At 52.5% G+C, this 21622-nt stretch carries 7 protein-coding genes, 2 tRNA genes, 2 rRNA genes and 1 CRISPR repeat array; of the genes, 6 read left to right on the top strand and 5 right to left on the bottom strand.

What is annotated here, in order from left to right; translation table 11 throughout:
• Positions 1-542: 542 nt before the first annotated feature.
• Both CKV66_RS00670 and CKV66_RS00665 read right to left on the bottom strand, forming a co-directional pair.
• Positions 543-1514 carry an ABC transporter ATP-binding protein gene (locus tag CKV66_RS00670; RefSeq protein WP_085364250.1) on the bottom strand — a complete coding sequence of 324 codons (972 nt, stop codon included), beginning with the start codon at positions 1512-1514 and terminating at the stop codon, positions 543-545.
• 13 nt (positions 1515-1527) lie between these two features.
• Positions 1528-3069, bottom strand: a complete 1542-nt coding sequence (locus CKV66_RS00665) for an ABC transporter permease (RefSeq protein WP_408633866.1) — start codon at positions 3067-3069, stop codon at positions 1528-1530.
• 597 nt (positions 3070-3666) lie between these two features.
• Between CKV66_RS00665 and CKV66_RS12715 the strand changes: the two genes are divergently transcribed.
• On the top strand, positions 3667-5742 hold the full coding sequence (locus tag CKV66_RS12715; protein ID WP_085364252.1) for a calcium-binding protein: 2076 nt from the start codon (positions 3667-3669) through the stop codon (positions 5740-5742).
• A gap of 267 nt (positions 5743-6009) precedes the next feature.
• A CRISPR array of direct repeats spans positions 6010-6560; the repeat unit is 31 nt; unit sequence TCAGCCACCTGGCGTGGCTGTGTGTTGAAAC.
• 393 nt (positions 6561-6953) lie between these two features.
• Here CKV66_RS12715 and purB read toward each other — a convergent pair.
• The 3 genes from purB to CKV66_RS00645 form a co-directional block, all read right to left on the bottom strand.
• Entirely contained in the window at positions 6954-8324 is a 1371-nt protein-coding gene (gene purB / locus CKV66_RS00655) for an adenylosuccinate lyase (protein ID WP_085364253.1), read from the bottom strand.
• 157 nt (positions 8325-8481) lie between these two features.
• Positions 8482-12393, bottom strand: coding sequence for a translocation/assembly module TamB domain-containing protein (locus CKV66_RS00650; protein ID WP_085364254.1), 3912 nt, complete (start codon positions 12391-12393; stop codon positions 8482-8484).
• Between the two features lie 159 nt (positions 12394-12552).
• The gene (locus tag CKV66_RS00645; protein WP_085364255.1) at positions 12553-14385 is read right to left on the bottom strand and encodes an autotransporter assembly complex protein TamA; all 1833 of its coding nucleotides are present in this window, start codon (positions 14383-14385) and stop codon (positions 12553-12555) included.
• A gap of 403 nt (positions 14386-14788) precedes the next feature.
• Here CKV66_RS00645 and sstT point away from each other — a divergent pair, with 403 nt between their 5' ends.
• The 5 genes from sstT (at position 14789) to CKV66_RS00615 (ending at position 21575) form a co-directional block, all read left to right on the top strand.
• The gene (sstT, locus tag CKV66_RS00640; protein ID WP_085364256.1) at positions 14789-16018 is read left to right on the top strand and encodes a serine/threonine transporter SstT; all 1230 of its coding nucleotides are present in this window, start codon (positions 14789-14791) and stop codon (positions 16016-16018) included.
• 428 nt (positions 16019-16446) lie between these two features.
• Positions 16447-17987: ribosomal RNA gene (locus tag CKV66_RS00630) — 16S ribosomal RNA — on the top strand.
• 171 nt (positions 17988-18158) lie between these two features.
• Positions 18159-18235: transfer RNA gene (locus CKV66_RS00625), tRNA-Ile, on the top strand.
• A 49-nt stretch (positions 18236-18284) separates the two neighbouring features.
• Positions 18285-18360: transfer RNA gene (locus CKV66_RS00620), tRNA-Ala, on the top strand.
• Between the two features lie 328 nt (positions 18361-18688).
• Positions 18689-21575 (top strand): 23S ribosomal RNA (locus tag CKV66_RS00615).
• The 16S and 23S rRNA genes sit together here with 2 tRNA genes alongside, the layout of an rRNA operon.
• Positions 21576-21622 lie beyond the last annotated feature (47 nt).

Below are 21622 nucleotides of genomic sequence, written 5' to 3'. Positions count from 1 at the left end.
ACAAAAAACGCGCAAAAATGAGCATATTTCAATCATTTTTGCGCGTTTTTTTGCGTTTTAAATTTTCACCTGATTTTTTCGTTATTTTTTGATTTCCTTAAATTTTTCGCGTTTTATGTAGTTGTATATCACATGACAAAACTAACACCACCCCACAGCGGATCAGCCGCCTTCGGGCGGCTGTGTGTTGAAACGGCGGCATGGCCGGACGCGGCCGCAAAGTGAAAATTCAGCCGCCTTCGGGCGGCTGTGTGTTGAAACATACAGACGAAGAAAAAAGCATAGCGGATGCAATATCAGCCGCCTTCGGGCGGCTGTGTGTTGAAACTACAAAAACAAGCCGGCCAACTTGAAAAAAAATCGTCAGCTGCCCTCAGCCGCCTAATCATTGAAAAATTCAAACGTTACCGTTTTAAATCCCCAAAAGAAACAGACGACTTATCTGAGGCCGTCTGAAAAATCATCTATTTCCAAATACCTAAAAATCCAGCTACAAACTAAATGAATTAGCTGAAATATTTTCAGACGGCCTCTCGGTTTTTTTAGTATGTTTGAAAATCTGTATCCTGCTGAAACCAAACAATTTTCCGTGCATTCACCCAAAGCGGCCATTCGCTGCCGGGTTGTAGGTTGAGATTATGGGTTTCCGAGGGATCGAGGTGCAGCTGTATTTCGCCGTGTTGCGGGTGGATGAGTATGAGTAGGCTGCGGTCGGGCAGGCGGGTGTGGGCGGTGATTTTGGCGTTTTGTCCTTGAGGGTGGTTGAAGTGTATGGCTTGTCGGGGAATGTAGCGGGTGTCGTTGACGTTGTCGGCGCCGATCAAACGGGCGGAGCGGGCGTCGGAGGGGGCGGCGATGAGTGCGCCGGGGGCGGCGAGTTGGATGATTCGGCCGTTGTGCATGAGGGCGATTTGGTCGGCAAGGGCGAAGGCTTCTTCGGGGTCGTGGGTCACTAAAACGGCGGGAATGTTGCGGTGGCGGATGTGGTTGGCGGTGAGCTGGCGCAGTTGTTGGCGCAAACCAGTGTCGAGGCTGGAGAAGGGTTCGTCGAGCAGCATGAGTTTGGGGTCGGTTACGAGGGCGCGGGCGAGGGCGACGCGTTGTTGTTCGCCGCCGGAAAGGCTGTGGGTGCGGCGTTGTGCTTCGTCTGCGAGGCCGACTTCGGTGAGCATGGCTTGTGCTTTTTGGCGGGCTTCTGCTTGGTGGACGCCTTGCATTTTGAGGCCGAAGGCGACGTTTTGGAGGGCGTTGAGATGGGGCAGCAGGGCGTAGTCTTGGAAGACGAGTGAGATGCGGCGGTGCTCGGGCGGGGTGCGGGTGAGGTTGCTGCCGTTTATCCATACTTCGCCGCTGTCGGGTTCGACAAGCCCGGCGGTGATTTTGAGCAGGGTGGATTTGCCGCAGCCGGAGCGGCCGAGTATGGCGAGAATGTGGCCTTTTGCTACTTCGAGTGTGATGTTGTCGGCCACGGTTTTGCTGCCGTAGTGTTTGTTGATGTGTTTGAGTTGCAGCATGGGTTTTCCTTTTTCAGACGGCCTGTTGTTTCTTTTCTGTCGAGTCGAGCAGTAGGAAGACGATAAAGGCGAGCAGCATCAGGATGGCGGTGAGTACCATGGCGCGGTCGTGGTTGTCGCTGCCGGCCGTGCCGAGATAGCGGTAAATGAAGGTGGTAAGGGTTTGCCATTCGGGGCGGGATAAAAACAGGGTGGCGGCAAATTCGCCCACGCAGGTGGCGGCGGCGAGGGTAAGGCCGCGGCGGAGGGAAGGCAGCAGCAGTGGGGCGGTAACGTAAAGGGCCGTCTGAAAGGGGTTTGCGCCCATGCTGCGTGCGGCGGCGGTATAGTTGGGGGGGAGGGCGTCCCATGCGGCCAGTATGTCTTTGGTGATAAAGGGGTAGGCCAGCAGGGCGTAGGTGGCAATGAGCAGGGGCAGAGAGGCTGTCCATTCGGGATAAAGCAGCAGCAGGCCGAATGCTACGCATACGGGCGATACCATAAACGGCAGAAAGGTTAACCCGCGTATCCATACAACGCGGCGCGCGAGTGCGGCGTGGAGGATGCCGAGCAGTATGGCGGCGAGCATGGCCGAAAAGGTAAATCGCAGGGTGTTCCATGCGGCGGCAAGGGTGTCGGCTTCCTGCCAAACCTGCCATGAAGCGCCGGCCGATGCCGCTTGAAAACACACGGCCAACAGCGGTAAGGCACAGCATAAGCCCAGCAGGGCGAGTGTGGCGGCCAACATGGTTTTTTGGGTGCGGGTGCGCGGCGGTTCCGGCGTCAGCGGGCGGATGTTTCTGCCGGAGGCGGTTCGGCGGCTTAGCCAAGCGTAGGCGATGCCGGCCAGTGCGGTGATAAGCAATACCAGCCAAACCAGCACGGAAGCGGTGGCTGTATCCAGTTCGTAGGCAATCAGTTGGTAGATTTCGACTTCTATGGTGGCGTAGCGGTTGCCGCCGAGCAGCAAGGCCAATCCGAAGCCTGAAAAACAGTATAAAAACACCAAACACATGCCGCCTGCGAGCCAAGGTTGCAGCACGGGGCGTTCAACATGCCAAAAACGCTGCCATGTGCCCGCACCGAGGGTTCGGGCTGTTTCAAGGCGTGCGGCGGGTACTTGCAGAAAGCCTTGGTAAGCGGCGCGGATGAGCACGGGAAGGTTGAAAAAAACATTGCCGTAAAGCAGCAGGTAAGGCGTGTCTTCCCAGCCTGCCCACAGCAACCCGCGCGGCCCGAACAAAGCCAACACGCCCATGCCGGCCACCAGTGTGGGCATCACGAAAGGCAGCATCAGCAGCCGCAGAATCCATCTTCTTCCGCGAAATTCCAAACGGGCGAGCGTCCAAGCCACAGGCACGCCCAGCAGCAGCGTGAACAGGCAGGTAAGAGCCGCCTGAAGCGTTGTCCAACCGATACGCATCTGAATGTATTCGTCTTGCAATACCTGCCACACCAACCCTTGGTTTTCGTAAAACGCCAAAGCCAGCAAAGGCGCAACCACCATCACGGCAAGAAAGCCGAGCGGCAGCACAGCCAGCAGCAAAGTCGTAAAGAAGGAACGGACGGCCATCATGTTGCGGCGCTCCAGTGGGCAAGGGTAGGTAAAAGAATGATAGGGTTTGCGGTGTATGGATTTACTGCTGTGAAACTTAGGCCATTGTACAGTTTTAAGCCCGTTTCGTCGGGAATTCGGGCGCAAACGGCATGAAAGCATGGCCGAACAGCGTTTTTTCGGTCGGTTTCGCGTGCCGGTTAACCCGAATAGCGTGAGTAATTAATTGCTTTTATATGCAGGCATTTTATAGCAAAACGCGTATAACTTCACGGAATAAACCATAAATTCATGTCTGTATTGCTTTGGCTCAATAAAGCTGAAAAATCTTGCTTCGAGGCCGTCTGAAAAAACCGTTGGCCTTCACGTTTCAAAACGGCTGAAACTTCCCTGCTCAAATTGGCTTTTTGCAGGGAATTTTTTTGCTTGCCATTTTGTTATTGTTTGAAAATAAATAATAAAAATATCTTATGATTACAAATATTTGTACATTATAATATCAACGTAAATATATTCAATATTAATATTATTTCAATTGGATGTTTTACATCAAACCTTAAGGGCCTCGTTTTGTCTCACGAATGAAGATTCAACTTGATTTTTTGATAAGGAAGTATCATGAGCAACAAAAAAACTTCAGTAGTGGCCGCAAAAGACGGACAACCCGATACAAAGGCTTTGAAATCAGAGCAGGTAAGCCGCTCGCCTCAAGTGATGTACGGCGATGACGGTGACAATATTTTCCGCGTTACCCATCCGCAAGACCGCGTGATTGAGAAGATCAACCGGGGCATAGACACCATATACAGCAGCGTACCTTACACCCTGCCGAAAAATGTCGAAAACCTGTTTTTAGTCGGCAAAGCTGCGCTCGACGGCTCCGGTAACGAGCTGAACAACGCCATTGTCGGCAATGAAAACCGCAACCGCTTGATGGGCTACGACGGCAAAGACGATTTATACGGCTACGGCGGTAACGATTATTTAGACGGCGGAAAAGGCGCAGACCTGATGGTCGGCGGCACCGGCAGCGATATCTATCAAGTGGACGACTCCAACGACAAGATTATCGAATTAGTTAATCAAGGCACCGACAGCGTATTCAGCAGCGCCGATTATGTTTTACCCGAGCATGTCGAAAACCTGACTTTAGTGGGCGATAAAGCCATCAAAGCCACGGGCAACAACGACAACAACACCATTACCGGCAATGCCGCAGGCAACCTTTTGCGCGGCGGCAGCGGCGATGATGTGGTGGACGGCAAAGGCGGCAACGACGACGTACGCGGCGGCGACGGCAGCGACAAACTGTACGGCGGCTTGGGCAACGACCGCTTAATCGGCGACATAGACGCCCGCCCGCTGAAAAACGAAGAAGGACAGTTATACTGGCGCGATAAAAACGACGGCAACGACTATCTCGACGGCGGCAAAGGCGACGACACACTTTTCGGCGGTAAAGGCGACGATACCTACTTCTTCGACAGAGGCTACGGCAGAGATACCATCATCGACTACCGCATCCCCGGCATCGAAACCCTTTCCGACCCCGAAGGAAACAACACCGTCCGCTTCGGCAAAGGAATCCGCCCCCAAGATTTGGACATCAAAGTCGATGTATTGAAAGACGGCAACATTGGCAGTATCTGGAAAATCGGCCTCAAAGGCACGCAAGACCTGTTACTCATCCACAATCAAAACGTACACGGCGACGATGCCGCCATTCAAAACTTCGTATTTGATTCCGCCACATACAAACCGTGGCAATTGGAAGCCGCCGTCGGCATTCAAGGCAATACCAAAACCGTTGCCATCGACAACAACAACGCCTACCGCCTCAGCGAAGCCGTTTTCGGCATCGGCGCAGGCAACGAGCATCCCGAGCACAGCTACGATATCGAAAAAGTCATCGGCGGCCGCTTAGCTTATATGTCTTCAGACGGCAGCATACGGCAATGGGTGAAAGCAGACCGCTTCTACGTTTCAGACAGCGAAGACTTGGTGTTCATCCCCAACAAAGGCGCAAGCGAAGCTGAAATCCGCTTTAAATTCCACTCGTTCGATCCCGAACGCACCCTCAGCGATGATGCCACCCACACCATCAAATTCGCCCTGAAAGACCTGCCCGACCCCGAAGACCGCATGTTCTTCGGCGACGTAAACGGCAACCTGCTCACAGGCGGCAACGGAGACGACTTGCTGCACGGCTTGTGGGGCAACGATACCCTCAACGGAGGCGAGGGCGACGACACTCTCTTCGGCGGAGCCGGCAACGACACCTATATCTTCGGAAAAGATTACGGCAGAGACACAATCAGCGATTGGGAAGGCAGCAACATCGTCCGTTTCAGCAAAGGCATCACCCCGCAAGATTTAACGCTCAAAAAAATCACCCATCCGTCAGGCATGCAGACCGATTGGGTGATCGGCTTCAAAGACAGCGCAGACATGCTCACTATTGAAAAACAGCTCGACAACCAAAAAAACGTATCCGTTAAATCGTTTGTGTTCGACTCGGGAACCGTTGCCTATGACTTGTTGGAAAGCAAAATCAACAGCAAACTGGAAGCAGCGCTCGGCACACCCGCCGAAACCGCAACCCAAGCCGCCCAGCCTGCCGCTGGAACAGATTACGCCTATCGAAATACGGCCACGGCCTCCGTATCGGACGATCCCATCGTTCTTATGATTTGATTGCTTGTTAAATAGGCAATTGAGGCCGTCTGAAAATTTTCAGACGGCTTCTTGAGCATATGCTACCTATTTGTTTGGGCGGAATAACAAATCAGCGCCAACCCGCAGCAAACATACGAAAGCTGCAAGGTTGGCGAAATTTTTTACTCAGATATTCAAGCGATTAAAACCAAGCCGCTGTGATATAGTCTGCTCTGGCATCTTTTTGAACCGTTTGGCGAAAATCGGGATTTAGATGATTGTCGGATAACGGTTTGGGAAGAGGCTTCAGCCACCTGGCGTGGCTGTGTGTTGAAACCTTTGTGCAGGGTTTGGTGCTCGTAATCGACCACTCAGCCACCTGGCGTGGCTGTGTGTTGAAACGCACAGCTCAAATATCCGTCCGCTCGCCCGTCGTCAGCCACCTGGCGTGGCTGTGTGTTGAAACAACGCTACTCAAGCACAACAAATCAGCACCGTTATCAGCCACCTGGCGTGGCTGTGTGTTGAAACCAGCCCGTCTAAATAATCATCAGCAGGCGCATAATCAGCCACCTGGCGTGGCTGTGTGTTGAAACGAGCCTTTGGGTAAGCAAAACCGCTGAAACGGTGTCAGCCACCTGGCGTGGCTGTGTGTTGAAACACCGTAGTAATAAAGTAATTCGGCTTGCTTTTCTTCAGCCACCTGGCGTGGCTGTGTGTTGAAACACACATATCGCGTGTGGCAGACAGGATTAAATTATCAGCCACCTGGCGTGGCTGTGTGTTGAAACGCAAGTTGGCCGAAGCGGTCCAAGTATCGTTGACATCAGCCACCTGGCGTGGCTGTGTGTTGAAACTTTACAACAAGCTTAAACCTGAAATTGATTTGCGTCAGCCGCCTTCGGGCGGCTGTGTGTTGAAACAGTAAAAGAAACCACTTTAGCAGAATAGCCTTTGTCAGCCACCTCGCGTGGCTGTGTGTTGAAACCAGCGGCCAAAGTAGCTTGCAAACGGGCGGGCAGTCAGCCACCTCACGTGGCTGTGTGTTGAAACGGCAAAAGCAATCACATTTGCCCCGCTGCCGCAGTCAGCCACCTTGCGTGGCTATGCGTTGAAACTACAAAGTACCGAATCAGCGAAACGCAGGAAGTGTCAGCCACCTTTGCGTGATTGTGTTATTAAACCATCCCTCCAACATAAGAGGCCGTCTGAAAACTGCTTTCAGACGGCCTCTTATCATTTCAAATGCCTTAAATGCGTTTTGCCAGTTCTTCGGCTTTGCCCACATACAGCGCGGGTGTTAAAGCCAGCAGCTGCTGTTTGGCATCGGCGGGGATGTCCAGCGATTCGACAAACACTTTCAGCACTTCGGGCGTGATGCCGTCTTTGCCGCGGGTGAGGTCTTTCAGTTTTTCATACGGATTGGCCACGCCGTAGCGGCGCATCACGGTTTGAATCGGTTCGGCCAAAAGTTCCCAAGTGGCGTCCAAGTCGGCGGCTAGGGCGGCGGGGTTGGCTTCCAGTTTGTTCAGGCCGCGCAGGTGGGCGACCAAGCCCAGCACGGTGTAGCCTGCGCCCACGCCCATGTTGCGCAGCACGGTGCTGTCGGTGAGGTCGCGCTGCCAGCGGGAGACGGGCAGTTTTTCCGAAAGGAAGCCCAACACGGCGTTGGCCATGCCCAAGTTGCCTTCGGAGTTTTCAAAGTCGATGGGGTTGACTTTGTGCGGCATGGTGGAGCTACCTACTTCGCCCGCTTTGACTTTTTGTTTGAAGTAGCCGAGGGAGATGTAGCCCCATACGTCGCGGTTGAAGTCGATTAAGATGGTGTTGATGCGGCTGAGGGTTTGGAAGAACTCGGCCATGTAGTCGTGCGGCTCGATTTGGATGGTGTAGGGGTTGAAGGTCAGCCCCAATGCTTGCTCGACGAATGTTTGGCAGTGCGCTTCCCAATCCACATCGGGGTAGGCGACCATGTGGGCGTTGTAGTTGCCGACCGCGCCGTTGATTTTGCCTAAAAATTCTTGTGCGGCAAGCTGTTTGATTTGGCGTTGCAGGCGGTAAACGACGTTGGCGATTTCTTTGCCCAAGGTGGATGGCGTGGCGGGTTGCCCGTGGGTGCGGCTCATCATCGGCACGGCGGCTAGGTCGTGCGCCATTTCGGTGAGCTTGGCGGTGATTTCGGCCAGCTTCGGCAGCACCACGGCTTCGCGTGCTTCTTGTAGCATCAGGGCGTGTGAAAGGTTGTTGATGTCTTCGCTGGTGCAGGCAAAGTGGATGAATTCGCTGGCGGCGGCAACTTCGGGCACGCCTGAAAAACGCTCTTTCAACCAGTATTCGATGGCTTTTACGTCGTGGTTGGTGGTGGCTTCGATGGCTTTCACGGCGGCGGCATCTTCCAGCGAAAATTCGGCGATAACGCGGTCGATTTCGGCAACGGTGAAGTCGCTGAATGCGGGCACTTCGGCGATCTTCGGTTCGGCGGCCAATGCTTTGAGCCAGCTCAGCTCAACTTTCACACGGGCTTTCATCAGGCCGTATTCGGAGAAAATCGGGCGCAGGGCTTCTACGGATTTGGCGTAGCGGCCGTCGAGCGGGGAAAGGGCGGAAATGGGGTTGATCATAGCGGATTCCTGTTTGATTGCTGGATAGGCGGCCGTCTGAAAACAGCCGGCAATGATGTGAAATTGTCGTCAATTATACATCAAAGCGGCTTTTCAGACGGCCTCAAAACATGATAAAGGCCGTCTGAAAACGTGCTTTCAGACGGCCTTATGGCGGTTAGTCGAAACGTATGCTGTATTTCACTTCGCCGCCCCACGAGAGGTTGCCGACGCGGGCAACGGCCTGAATGGCGCGGGTAAGCTGGTAAACCAGTTTGACCGACTGGCTGGCGCTGTTGATGCCGTATTCGTAGCCCAGATAGAGGTTGTTGGTGAGCTGTTTGCCGACGGTCAGCACTTGTTCGGCGGGGTTCAGTTCGCCGGTTTGGGCGTCGCGGCGGCGTTTGCTGGTGAAGCCGAAGTCGTCCACCAAGCCGAGTTTGTCGTTGACGCGGCCTGCGAGGAACGCACCTGCTGCGGCGGAAAGGGCGGCTTCGTCGCTGTCGCTGCCGCTGCTGGCACGGTTGAGAATCAGCCACGACAGTTTGTCTTTCTCGCTCATGGCCTCGTTGGTTACCAGTGAAATGCGCGGGTTGTTGAGGCTGCCGAGCACTTCTACACCGGCGCCGACGGCAGAAAGGCGGCGTTCGGCGCGGATGTTGAGGTTGGGGTCGGACAAGGGGCCGACGAAGGAAATTTGGCCTTTGGTAATGTCGAGGTCTTGTCCGTAGGCTTTGTAGCGGCCTTTGATGACTTTCACCGTGCCGACGCCTTGTACGGCCTCTCCGGGCTTGGCAGTTAGGTTGAGTTGGCCGCCGAGGGTAACGTCCAAGCCTTCGCCGCTGAAGCGCAGGTTATCGTTGAGGTCGAGCACGAGATTCATGCTGATGGGCGTGGGCGTGGATTTGGGTTTTTCCACTTCGCCGAGCACGACCACATCGTCGTCTAAAGTGGGCATGCCGGATTTTTGGAAGCCGAAATAGCCGGAATCGGCTTTGAGCGTGCCGGTGAGGATAACGCCGTTGGCTTCGGTGTAGAGCATTTTGGCGTCGCCGCTGAGGGTCAGGCGGCGGTTGGCTTTATCCAGCGCGTTGTATTTGTTGAATAAAACATCAACGTTGACGTTAGGCTCGGCGTTGTTTAAGCCTACCGTGCCTTTCAGTTCTACGGTGCCGCCGCGGTGGAAACGCAGGTTGTCGATCAGCCACGATTGGCCTTGAATGCGCGAACGCAATACGCCGTGGTCGAGAATCAAGCCTAAGTCTTGGTTGCGGTAATAGAGGTCGTTGCCGTTGAGCGTGCCGTTGAATTGGGGCTGGCCGACGCGTCCGCCGATGGTGGCGATGCCTTCGAGGTTGCCGCGCAGGGTTTGGCCCACGGGCAAGAAGTTGCGGAAAGCTTCGAGATTGGGCGCGCCGATGCTGATTTTGCCGTTGATGGGTGCGAGTTTGATGTCGTTACCAAACTGCTGGCTGATCACGACGTTGCCGTTGATGTTGCCGTAGCCGGTAACGCCGTCGAGTTTGCTGTCGATACGGCCGTTTTGGAAAGTGGTATTGAGGGAAAGTGCGCCCAAGCCGAGCATTTGTTTGCGGTACGGCAGCTCCACGTCGCCGCTTTGACGGCGGATGTTGAGGTAGCCGCGGGCGTTTTGGCTGTACGACAAATCCCAGTCGCCGGCCAAAACGAGATTGTGTTTCACGGGCGGGGTGTAGAAATTATGCAGTTGTGACATATCGAGATTGACGGCGTTGCCTTTGGTGGTGATGCCGTTTCTCTTGTCCCAAACAAAGTTTTCCATATTCAGGCTGCCGCCCATGGCCGACCAGCGCGCAGCACTCATGGCTACGCGGTTGGCACCGGCTTCGAGGTTCATGCGGTTTTGCAGCTTGAGATTGAATGCACCGCCGATATCCAGCACGCTGAGCGTGCCTTTCCATTGCTGTTTGTTGTCCAAGCCGCCGTTGGCATCGACGGCGAGGGTGTAGGGTTTGCCGCCGAGCGACATGTTGCCGCCGCCACGGATGCGGTGGCTCAAGCCTGTGCCGTTAACGGATAAATCGACGCTGTCGATCACGGTGGGCGAACCGCCGCCGAGGATGCTGATGCGGTTGCCTTTGAGTTCGACGTTTAAGGGGCGGCTGTAATCGGGCGAGCCTTGTAGTTTGAAGTTGAGGTCGTTGATTTGTACGGCATCGGCAACGCGCAGGCTGCGGGCTTGTCCGACTAAATCGGCTTCCAGCTTGGCGGGGTCGCCGGCAATGTAGCCTTTGGCGGTAATCAGGCCGCTGAGTCCGAAGCCGAAGCGGCTTAAATCGGGGGCGTTGATGTCTACATTCAGGCGGTCGCCCTGTTTGCCGAAGCTGCCGTTGGTTTTGATGCTGTTGTTGCCGAGCAGGATGTCGGCCACGGCGCGAGAGAGGTGGGCTTTTTCATAAACGACATCGGCGCTGCCTTTCAGCGGTACGCCGGAAAGCGTGCTGGGGCCGAACTGCATTTTGCCGCTGTATTTTTGGTTGGCGATTTCGCCGTCGAGGTTAATCGTGCCGTTGACGCTGCCGGCGGGGAACTGCGTGTTTAGCTTGCCGGGGTTGAAGTTTTTGCTGACCACGGCGAGCTTGAGCGCTTGGTTTTTAAACAGCTCCAGCGAGCCTGTGGCATTGATTTCGCCGCCGTTAGTCGGGCGTACGCGGGCTTGTTTGAAATGCAGGGTTTGCTGGCCGTTTTTGGCGTCGGTGTGCATTTGGATGAGGCCGTCTGAAAGGGCGTTGCCGGTATCGAGTTCCCAAGCGGTTTCGAGGTTTTTAAAGGCGCCGCCGACTTTGATGGTGCCGTTTAATTTGCCGTCGAGTTTTTGTTTGACTACGTCGGCGGCGGTAATGTCGCGCAGGGAGGCGGCGAGGGCAAGCTCTTGCTTGGCGGTGTCGATGGTGCCGGCCAGCCCTACGGTGCCTTTGTTCATCAGTTGGGCTTCGGTATCTTGAATGCGGATCAGACCTTCATCGTTGATGGTGAAGCCCGACAGCAGTTTGCGTACCGGAATGCCTTGTGCATCGGCGGGTGCGGCGGCGCTGTTCAGCAAATCTATCGAGCCTTCCAAGCCGATGCCTTTTTCGAAAGAGGGCACGATGGTGGCATCAAACTCGAGCTTGGCTTTGGGCAGGGAAGATAAAAAAGCGCTGGGGTTGATGTTGAAACCTTTAACCTGCGCAAGCTTGATTTTGTCGTTCAGTTTTTCGGCAAAGGGGTGCAGCACGGAGGTGGCATGCAGGCGAACGTTGTCGCCGTCGATGCGGATGTCGGTTTCTACGTCTTGCAGGCTGCCGGTCAGGCGGGTGGCGGCTACGATGTAATCGTTATCCAGCGTGCCGCTGCCGTTGAGAATCGCGTTGAGGTAAAACGGGCTTTTCACGCCCAGGGTGGCGTTGCCTGATGCGCTGTTCCACGGGGTGTTGATGTCGGCCAGCTTGAGGCTGTGGATCTGGTGGTCGTAGGCGTATGAGGCTGAAAGGTGGTTGAGGTAAACGGTTTGCTTGTTGGCGCGCGGGCCGACGCTGATTTTGCCGGTTTCCAATTTATCAACCAGCACTTCCAAAGGCAGGCTCACGCTTTTGGGCAAACCTTGCGGAGGCTGTTTTTCTTTGGGCGGGGTGGGCTTGGTGATGACGCTGATGTCGCCGGCGAGGATTTGGCGGATGTGCAGTTTTTTCTGTTTCAGCTCGTCGGGCTGCCAGTCGAAGGTTAAGGCGCTGATTTCGATGTCGGCGCCTTCGGTTTCGATGCGCCATTCGTCGCCGGTAAAGCCTTTCCAAAGTGTGCCTTTCAGGTTTTTGGATTGGATGTTGACGCCGAACCATGAGGGAATGTTATACAGACCGTAGCGCAGGCCGGATTCGGTGCTGGCGAGCCACACCACGGCACCTGCCAGCGCGCTGAAAACAAACAACAGCGAGGCGAACAATACCGCTGTGATTTTGAGCCATTTTCTTTTTTTCGGCTGCTTTTCAGACGGCCTCGTATCGGGAAGCGTTTCCGTATACCCGTTTTGCCGGAGTTGTTCGGTGTTTTTATTATCCTGATGGTCTGTCATCTTGTATTAACCTGTGCATCTTGGGGTAGGTCGGAGGCTGCTGGCTTGCTGACCGTAGGTTCTTATATCGTATATGTATATATAGTGTGAGGCCGTCTGAAAATATCGGTGTGCCGTTCGCTGTAAGCATAAGTTTTTCAGATGGCCTGATGGGTCGGTTTAAAAACGTGTGCCCAAGCTGATGTGCCAGCGTACTTTTTTGTCGTGGTGGCCGTAGGCAATGTCAAACGAGAAAGGCGCTACCGGGCTGAACCAGCGCACGCCGAGGCCCGTGCCGTGCTTCAACGACATTTTCTTAAAGTTCAAAGCTGCGTCACCCATGTCGTGGAATACCGCTGCCGAAAAGCTCTTGTTGATCGGATATTGGTATTCCAAGCTGGCCACAGCCAAAGCGCGTTCGGGCAGCACGGAATTGTTGGGGCCGGCCAAGCCGATGCTGTCCAATTCATAACCGCGGATGGAGGTTGCACCACCAGTGCGGAACCTTAAAGAAGAGGGTACTTCCTGATCTTCGCGCGCATACACATAGCCCACTTGTCCGCGCGCGATAAAGGTGCCGATTTTTTTGTTTTCCGGCGTGAAGTAATAACCCGCGCTTGCCCGCGCCCGTGCGATGCTGGTGGACGACAGCAGCGAGCCGAGTGTAGAGCCGATTTTGCCGTCGAGGTAATAGCCGTTTTCGGGACGCAGCAGCGTAGACATTTCCTGCCGTTTCCACGAAGCCGTTACCATCGTGGCGTGGCTGCGGCCTAAATCGTAATTGGTGTCCGGCACGCGGCTGCTTTCGGTCAGGTATTCGACGCCGATACGCGATTCGATGTTGTTACGCTCGCGCACGCGCCAAATGCCGCTGCGTAAAGCGTGTTTCTCAAGGTTTTGAGTGGTGGAGCGGGTGTAGGAAACGTTGGAAGTCAGATAATGGCCGTTGCTTTTGCGCGGTTGGCTCACACCGGCTGCCACGGTAGTTTCGTATTTATCCGTGTCCACAACGAATGAACCGATGTAGCCGCGGTTAAACAGGTTGTAGTAGTCATAACCGATGCGCCCGCCCAAGCCGTATTCGGAATCATAGCGTACACCGGCTTCGAGTTTGTGCCGTTTGACTTCCGATACCGCCACTTTGACCGGCACTCTGTCGTCCTGCAAATTGTCAAAATCGGCTTGTACCGACGCGCCGGAATAATGGCCGTCTTGCTCCAGCGCCTGCTGATAATCGAGAAGCTGGTCTAAATCATAAGGCGAACCGGGTTGGAACTTGGCCATCCCACGCACCACGCTTTCAGGATAGCGCTTGGTGCCGCTGATTTGGATGTCGCCGAAATAAATCGGCCGGTTACTCTCTACGACCACATTCAAATCGGCGGTATTGTTGTAGGGATTGATGGTGGCCTGAGAATGGGATAGTCGGGCCAAAGGATATTTTTTGCGTGTTACCGCTGAAAGCACGGATGTTTTACTGCTGCTCCATCCGCTTTGGTCGAAAGGATTTTCTACCGGCAAGGCCCAGTTTTCCAAAGCACTTTTATAGTATTGCGCCAAATCGCCGTCTTGCAGCACATCGCCCACAATCGCCACGCCGACATTATCCACTTTCGTGCGCGGGCCGGTGGTAACATTAACTTGATAGCCTTCGCCCAAAGGTTCTACCGTAACTTTGCCGTTGAAATACCCTTTGGTTTTCAACATCGTGATAACGTTGTCAGGCGTTTCTTCAGCTAAAAAGCCCAGCTGTTCTTTATCCAATTCCTCTTCTTCTTGCTGGGAAATCAAAGGCAAATGCTCTTCCAGCATCTCTTTGACTTCTTTATCGTTCACATTGATATGGATCGGATACTTTACCGGCAGCTTTTTACCATTGCTTTCAGCTTGTTGCGGTTCTTTTTTTTCTTTTTTAATAGGCACATAGTCTTCAGGCGAAGGCGTATAGGCGAAAGCCTGTGTGCAGGCAAGCGAAAGCGCGGGCAGTAAAAGCTTAACGGTGTGTTTTTTCATAACTTCTTAAACCAGTTTTTAATTTTTTAAAACGATAGCAGCATCTGCGAAGGCCGATTCTAGCATTTTTTATTATTTTCAGCAGGCGGCATCATTAAACCAAGAAAGATTTTTTCATCGATAAGCATTTATTCTTATAGCAAATTTTACAGATTTTCTAAAAAATGAAAGCGAACAAACTGAAAACGCCTGAAAAAGAAAATGATGTTACGGATGAATAAAAGGGTGTACTTCGTGATGAGATATTTTATAAAAATAAAATATTAAAATTTGATTTAAATTGAAATAAAACACTAAAAAATATGGTTTATAAAAATTTAGCAGCTTAATTAACGGCTTCTATCCATTCAAAGCGTTTTATTTTAGAATGTTAGCTATTCTTAACCTTATATAAGGATGTGTCGTGGCAAGTGGAAATCCGGTTATTGATGCCGTTAATCGCGTTAGTTTGGTGCAGCAGATTATTATCGGGCTGCTGTTAGGTGCAGCACTGGCGGCACTGTCGCCTTCTGCCGGTTTGGCGGCTGGGCTGTTGGGAACGCTTTTTGTGGGTGCATTGAAAGCAGTTGCACCCGTGCTGGTGTTTGTGTTGGTCATGAGTGCCATTGCCAGCCACCAAAAAGGCAATGAGGCTTACATCAAACCTATTATTGTGTTGTATGCCATTGGTACGTTTACTGCCGCGCTTTCTGCTGTGATTGCAAGTTTTCTGTTTCCAACCGAAATCGTATTGGTAAGTGCAGGTGACGTTACTACTACGCCTCCTTCAGGCATTAAAGAAGTCATGAAAACCTTGCTGCTGAATCTGGTAGCCAATCCGATTAATGCCCTTGCGAATGCAAACTACATCGGCATTTTGGCATGGGGCTTGGTGTTGGGATTTGCCTTGCGTCATGCGTCCGAGCAAACGAGACTCATGATTGCAGACTTGGCGGATGCCGTTTCAACCGTTGTCAAATGGGTTATCCGTTTCGCACCTTTAGGTATCTTCGGTTTAGTGTCTTCCACCATTGCCGAAACCGGTTTCGGTGCTTTGGCAGGCTACGCGAAATTACTGGCCGTATTGGTAGGCTGTATGCTGTTTATCGCTTTGGTGGCGAATCCGTTGATTGTGTGGTGGAAAATCCGGCGCAATCCCTATCCGCTTGTGCTGACTTGCTTGCGCGAAAGCGGAGTAACAGCTTTCTTCACCCGCTCTTCCGCAGCCAATATCCCGGTTAATATGTCGTTGGCCAAAAAACTCGGTTTGCACGAAGATACGTATTCGATTTCTATTCCTTTGGGTGCGACCATCAACATGGCGGGCGCCGCCATCACCATCACCGTGTTAGCAATGGCAGCCGCACACACTCAAGGCATTCAAGTGGATTTTGCGACAGCTTTATTGTTGAGTTTGGTTGCTACCGTTAGTGCGGCGGGTGCTTCAGGCGTAGCCGGCGGTTCATTGCTGTTAATTCCTTTAGCGTGCAGTTTGTTCGGCATTCCAAATGATATTGCCATGCAAGTTGTAGCAGTAGGATTTATTATCGGCGTAGTACAAGATTCAGCCGAAACCGCGTTGAACTCATCTACTGATGTACTCTTTACTGCGGCCGCAGATTATGGAAGACAACGTGAAGAAGGCAAACTTTAAAATTCATTCATCCGTACAAGGATGAGAGTGCTTTAGGTAGATTGAGGCCGTCTGAAAATTCTTTTTTCAGACGGCCTTTGAGTGTTTGGCGCATTTGGATTGATGGGTGGTGCGTTGGTGTTTGGATTAAAAGTTCGCGGTTTTGTGCAAGCGTTGGGTAAAGTTGTCTAAAATAATTCCCATAATAAACAGCGATATGTGATTTCCGTTGTGATTTTTTGCGTTGTGGTTGTTGACGGGGGTGCGGGCGGGTGTGTATAGTTCGGTTTCTTCGCTGCTGACACAGCAGCAACCGTTCTTTAACAACACAGATTACCGATAAGTGTGAGTGTCTTTAGGCCTCACACTGCGACAAAAACAGAGAGACAAGATTATACATTGTCTGTCAGTTACTTTGAAGCAGACCAGAAGTTAAAAAGTTAGAGATTGAACATAAGAGTTTGATCCTGGCTCAGATTGAACGCTGGCGGCATGCTTTACACATGCAAGTCGGACGGCAGCACAGAGAAGCTTGCTTCTTGGGTGGCGAGTGGCGAACGGGTGAGTAATGCATCGGAACGTACCGAGTAGTGGGGGATAACTGTCCGAAAGGATGGCTAATACCGCATACGCTTTGAGAAGGAAAGCAGGGGCTCTTCGGACCTTGCGCTATTCGAGCGGCCGATGTCTGATTAGCTGGTTGGTGGGGTAAAGGCCTACCAAGGCGACGATCAGTAGCGGGTCTGAGAGGATGATCCGCCACACTGGGACTGAGACACGGCCCAGACTCCTACGGGAGGCAGCAGTGGGGAATTTTGGACAATGGGCGCAAGCCTGATCCAGCCATGCCGCGTGTCTGAAGAAGGCCTTCGGGTTGTAAAGGACTTTTGTCAGGGAAGAAAAGGTTGTGGTTAATACCCATGACTGATGACGGTACCTGAAGAATAAGCACCGGCTAACTACGTGCCAGCAGCCGCGGTAATACGTAGGGTGCGAGCGTTAATCGGAATTACTGGGCGTAAAGCGGGCGCAGACGGTTACTTAAGTCAGATGTGAAATCCCCGGGCTCAACCTGGGAACTGCGTTTGAAACTGGGTGACTAGAGTATGTCAGAGGGGGGTAGAATTCCACGTGTAGCAGTGAAATGCGTAGAGATGTGGAGGAATACCGATGGCGAAGGCAGCCCCCTGGGATAATACTGACGTTCATGCCCGAAAGCGTGGGTAGCAAACAGGATTAGATACCCTGGTAGTCCACGCCCTAAACGATGTCAATTAGCTGTTGGGCAACTTGATTGCTTAGTAGCGTAGCTAACGCGTGAAATTGACCGCCTGGGGAGTACGGTCGCAAGATTAAAACTCAAAGGAATTGACGGGGACCCGCACAAGCGGTGGATGATGTGGATTAATTCGATGCAACGCGAAGAACCTTACCTGGTCTTGACATGTACGGAATCCTCCAGAGACGGAGGAGTGCCTTCGGGAGCCGTAACACAGGTGCTGCATGGCTGTCGTCAGCTCGTGTCGTGAGATGTTGGGTTAAGTCCCGCAACGAGCGCAACCCTTGTCATTAGTTGCCATCATTTGGTTGGGCACTCTAATGAGACTGCCGGTGACAAGCCGGAGGAAGGTGGGGATGACGTCAAGTCCTCATGGCCCTTATGACCAGGGCTTCACACGTCATACAATGGTCGGTACAGAGGGTAGCCAAGCCGCGAGGTGGAGCCAATCCCACAAAACCGATCGTAGTCCGGATTGCACTCTGCAACTCGAGTGCATGAAGTCGGAATCGCTAGTAATCGCAGGTCAGCATACTGCGGTGAATACGTTCCCGGGTCTTGTACACACCGCCCGTCACACCATGGGAGTGGGGGATACCAGAAGTAGGTAGGGTAACCGCAAGGAGCCCGCTTACCACGGTATGCTTCATGACTGGGGTGAAGTCGTAACAAGGTAGCCGTAGGGGAACCTGCGGCTGGATCACCTCCTTTCTAGAGAAAAGAGGCTGAGAGGCACTCACACTTATCGGTAAACTGTGATATTAAAGATGCGTTTAAGCTTGAAGATGTGCTGCATGAATTACTTTTAAGCCGAGCATGACCGAAAAGGTTATTCGGATTAAGAAGGATGGTTGTTGGCATATTGGAAAGCAAAGAGACCTTGGGTTTGTAGCTCAGCTGGTTAGAGCACACGCTTGATAAGCGTGGGGTCGGAGGTTCAAGTCCTCCCAGACCCACCAGACATTCTCAAAGCAAGAGTAAGCAGTATCGATACTTGAGTAAGAGTATGGGGGCATAGCTCAGTTGGTAGAGCACCTGCTTTGCAAGCAGGGGGTCATCGGTTCGATCCCGTTTGCCTCCACCAAACATTTAAAGACTTTACAAATTAAAGTTAGCTGCTACAATGCGCAGCTCATTTTAATTTGCGAAGTTTGAGACAAAAGTTTGTTTCATGTAAAACGCATTGATCTTTAACAAATTGGAAAGCCGAAATCAACAAACAAAGACAATGTTGGCTTACTGTAACAGGTAAGCCGCAGTATTTGGGTGATGATTGTATCGACTGAACTGTGAAACACAAAAGGCACAGTTCGGTACACAACAAGCAGTAAGCTTTGTCAGAGTAAAGACTTCAAGTTGGGTAGGTAGTCAACGCCGAAACAACGAAGTCAGAGAGGTTCTTGAAATGATAGAGTCAAGTGAATAAGTGCATCAGGTGGATGCCTTGGCGATGATAGGCGACGAAGGACGTGTAAGCCTGCGAAAAGCATCGGGGAGCTGGCAATAAAGCTATGATCCGGTGATGTCCGAATGGGGAAACCCACCGTATTTTGTACGGTATCCTTATCTGAATACATAGGATAAGCGAAGCGAACCCGGAGAACTGAACCATCTAAGTACCCGGAGGAAAAGAAATCAACCGAGATTCCGTAAGTAGTGGCGAGCGAACGCGGAGGAGCCTGTATATGATAGCTGTTGAGATAGAAGAACAAGCTGGGAAGCTTGGCCATAGTGGGTGATAGCCCCGTATTCGAAATTTCATCAGTGGTACTAGGTATACGACAAGTAGGGCGGGACACGTGGAATCCTGTCTGAATATGGGGGGACCATCCTCCAAGGCTAAATACTCATCATCGACCGATAGTGAACCAGTACCGTGAGGGAAAGGCGAAAAGAACCCCGGGAGGGGAGTGAAATAGAACCTGAAACCTGATGCATACAAACAGTGGAAGCCTATTAATTGGGTGACTGCGTACCTTTTGTATAATGGGTCAACGACTTACATTCAGTAGCGAGCTTAACCGGATAGGGGAGGCGTAGGGAAACCGAGTCTTAATAGGGCGATGAGTTGCTGGGTGTAGACCCGAAACCGAGTGATCTATCCATGGCCAGGATGAAGGTGCCGTAACAGGTACTGGAGGTCCGAACCCACGCATGTTGCAAAATGCGGGGATGAGCTGTGGATAGGGGTGAAAGGCTAAACAAACTCGGAGATAGCTGGTTCTCCCCGAAAACTATTTAGGTAGTGCCTCATGTATCACTTCCGGGGGTAAAGCACTGTTATGGCTAGGGGGTCATTGCGACTTACCAACCCATGGCAAACTAAGAATACCGGAAAGTGCAATCATGGGAGACAGACAGCGGGTGCTAACGTCCGTTGTCGAGAGGGAAACAACCCAGACCGCCAGCTAAGGTCCCAAATGACAGATTAAGTGGTAAACGAAGTGGGAAGGCCCAGACAGCCAGGATGTTGGCTTAGAAGCAGCCATCATTTAAAGAAAGCGTAATAGCTCACTGGTCGAGTCGTCCTGCGCGGAAGATGTAACGGGGCTCAAATCTGTAACCGAAGCTGCGGATGCACCTAGTGCATGGTAGGGGAGCGTTCTGTAGGCCGATGAAGGTGACTTGAGAAGGTTGCTGGAGGTATCAGAAGTGCGAATGTTGACATGAGTAGCGATAAAGCGGGTGAAAAGCCCGCTCGCCGAAAGCCCAAGGTTTCCTACGCAACGTTCATCGGCGTAGGGTGAGTCGGCCCCTAAGGCGAGGCAGAAATGCGTAGTCGATGGGAAACGGGTTAATATTCCCGTACTTGATTCAAATGCGATGTGGGGACGGAGAAGGTTAGGTTAGCAAGCTGTTGGAATAGCTTGTTTAAGCCGGTAGGTGGAAGACTTAGGCAAATCCGGGTCTTTTAAACACCGAGAAGTGATGACGAGTGTCTACGGACATGAAGTAACCGATACCACGCTTCCAGGAAAAGCCACTAAGCTTCAGTTTGAATTGAACCGTACCGCAAACCGACACAGGTGGGCAGGATGAGAATTCTAAGGCGCTTGAGAGAACTCGGGAGAAGGAACTCGGCAAATTGATACCGTAACTTCGGGAGAAGGTATGCCCTTTGATGTGAAAGACTTGCTCTGTAAGCATTGGAGGGTCGCAGAGAATCGGTGGCTGCGACTGTTTATTAAAAACACAGCACTCTGCTAACACGAAAGTGGACGTATAGGGTGTGACGCCTGCCCGGTGCTGGAAGGTTAATTGAAGATGTGCAAGCATCGGATCGAAGCCCCAGTAAACGGCGGCCGTAACTATAACGGTCCTAAGGTAGCGAAATTCCTTGTCGGGTAAGTTCCGACCCGCACGAATGGCGTAACGATGGCCACACTGTCTCCTCCCGAGACTCAGCGAAGTTGAAATGGTTGTGAAGATGCAATCTCCCCGCTGCTAGACGGAAAGACCCCGTGAACCTTTACTGTAGCTTTGCATTGGACTTTGAAGTCACTTGTGTAGGATAGGTGGGAGGCTTAGAAGCAGAGACGCCAGTTTCTGTGGAGCCGTCCTTGAAATACCACCCTGGTGGCTTTGAGGTTCTAACCCAGGTCCGTGATCCGGATCGGGGACCGTGCATGGTAGGCAGTTTGACTGGGGCGGTCTCCTCCCAAAGAGTAACGGAGGAGTTCGAAGGTTACCTAGGTCCGGTCGGAAATCGGACTGATAGTGCAATGGCAAAAGGTAGCTTAACTGCGAGACCGACAAGTCGAGCAGGTGCGAAAGCAGGACATAGTGATCCGGTGGTTCTGTATGGAAGGGCCATCGCTCAACGGATAAAAGGTACTCCGGGGATAACAGGCTGATTCCGCCCAAGAGTTCATATCGACGGCGGAGTTTGGCACCTCGATGTCGGCTCATCACATCCTGGGGCTGTAGTCGGTCCCAAGGGTATGGCTGTTCGCCATTTAAAGTGGTACGTGAGCTGGGTTTAAAACGTCGTGAGACAGTTTGGTCCCTATCTGCAGTGGGCGTTGGAAGTTTGACGGGGGCTGCTCCTAGTACGAGAGGACCGGAGTGGACGAACCTCTGGTGTACCGGTTGTGACGCCAGTCGCATCGCCGGGTAGCTAAGTTCGGAAGAGATAAGCGCTGAAAGCATCTAAGCGCGAAACTCGCCTGAAGATGAGACTTCCCTTGCGGTTTAACCGCACTAAAGAGTCGTTCGAGACCAGGACGTTGATAGGTCGGGTGTGGAAGCGCAGCAATGCGTGGAGCTAACCGATACTAATTGCTCGTGAGGCTTGACTCTATCATTTGAAGGACTTTGGATAGTTTCTTTGAATAAGCTTACATCAG

Source organism: Neisseria zoodegmatis (assembly GCF_900187305.1).
GTDB classification, from domain to species: domain Bacteria; phylum Pseudomonadota; class Gammaproteobacteria; order Burkholderiales; family Neisseriaceae; genus Neisseria; species Neisseria zoodegmatis.
This window is presented reverse-complemented; position numbering and strand designations above follow the sequence as displayed.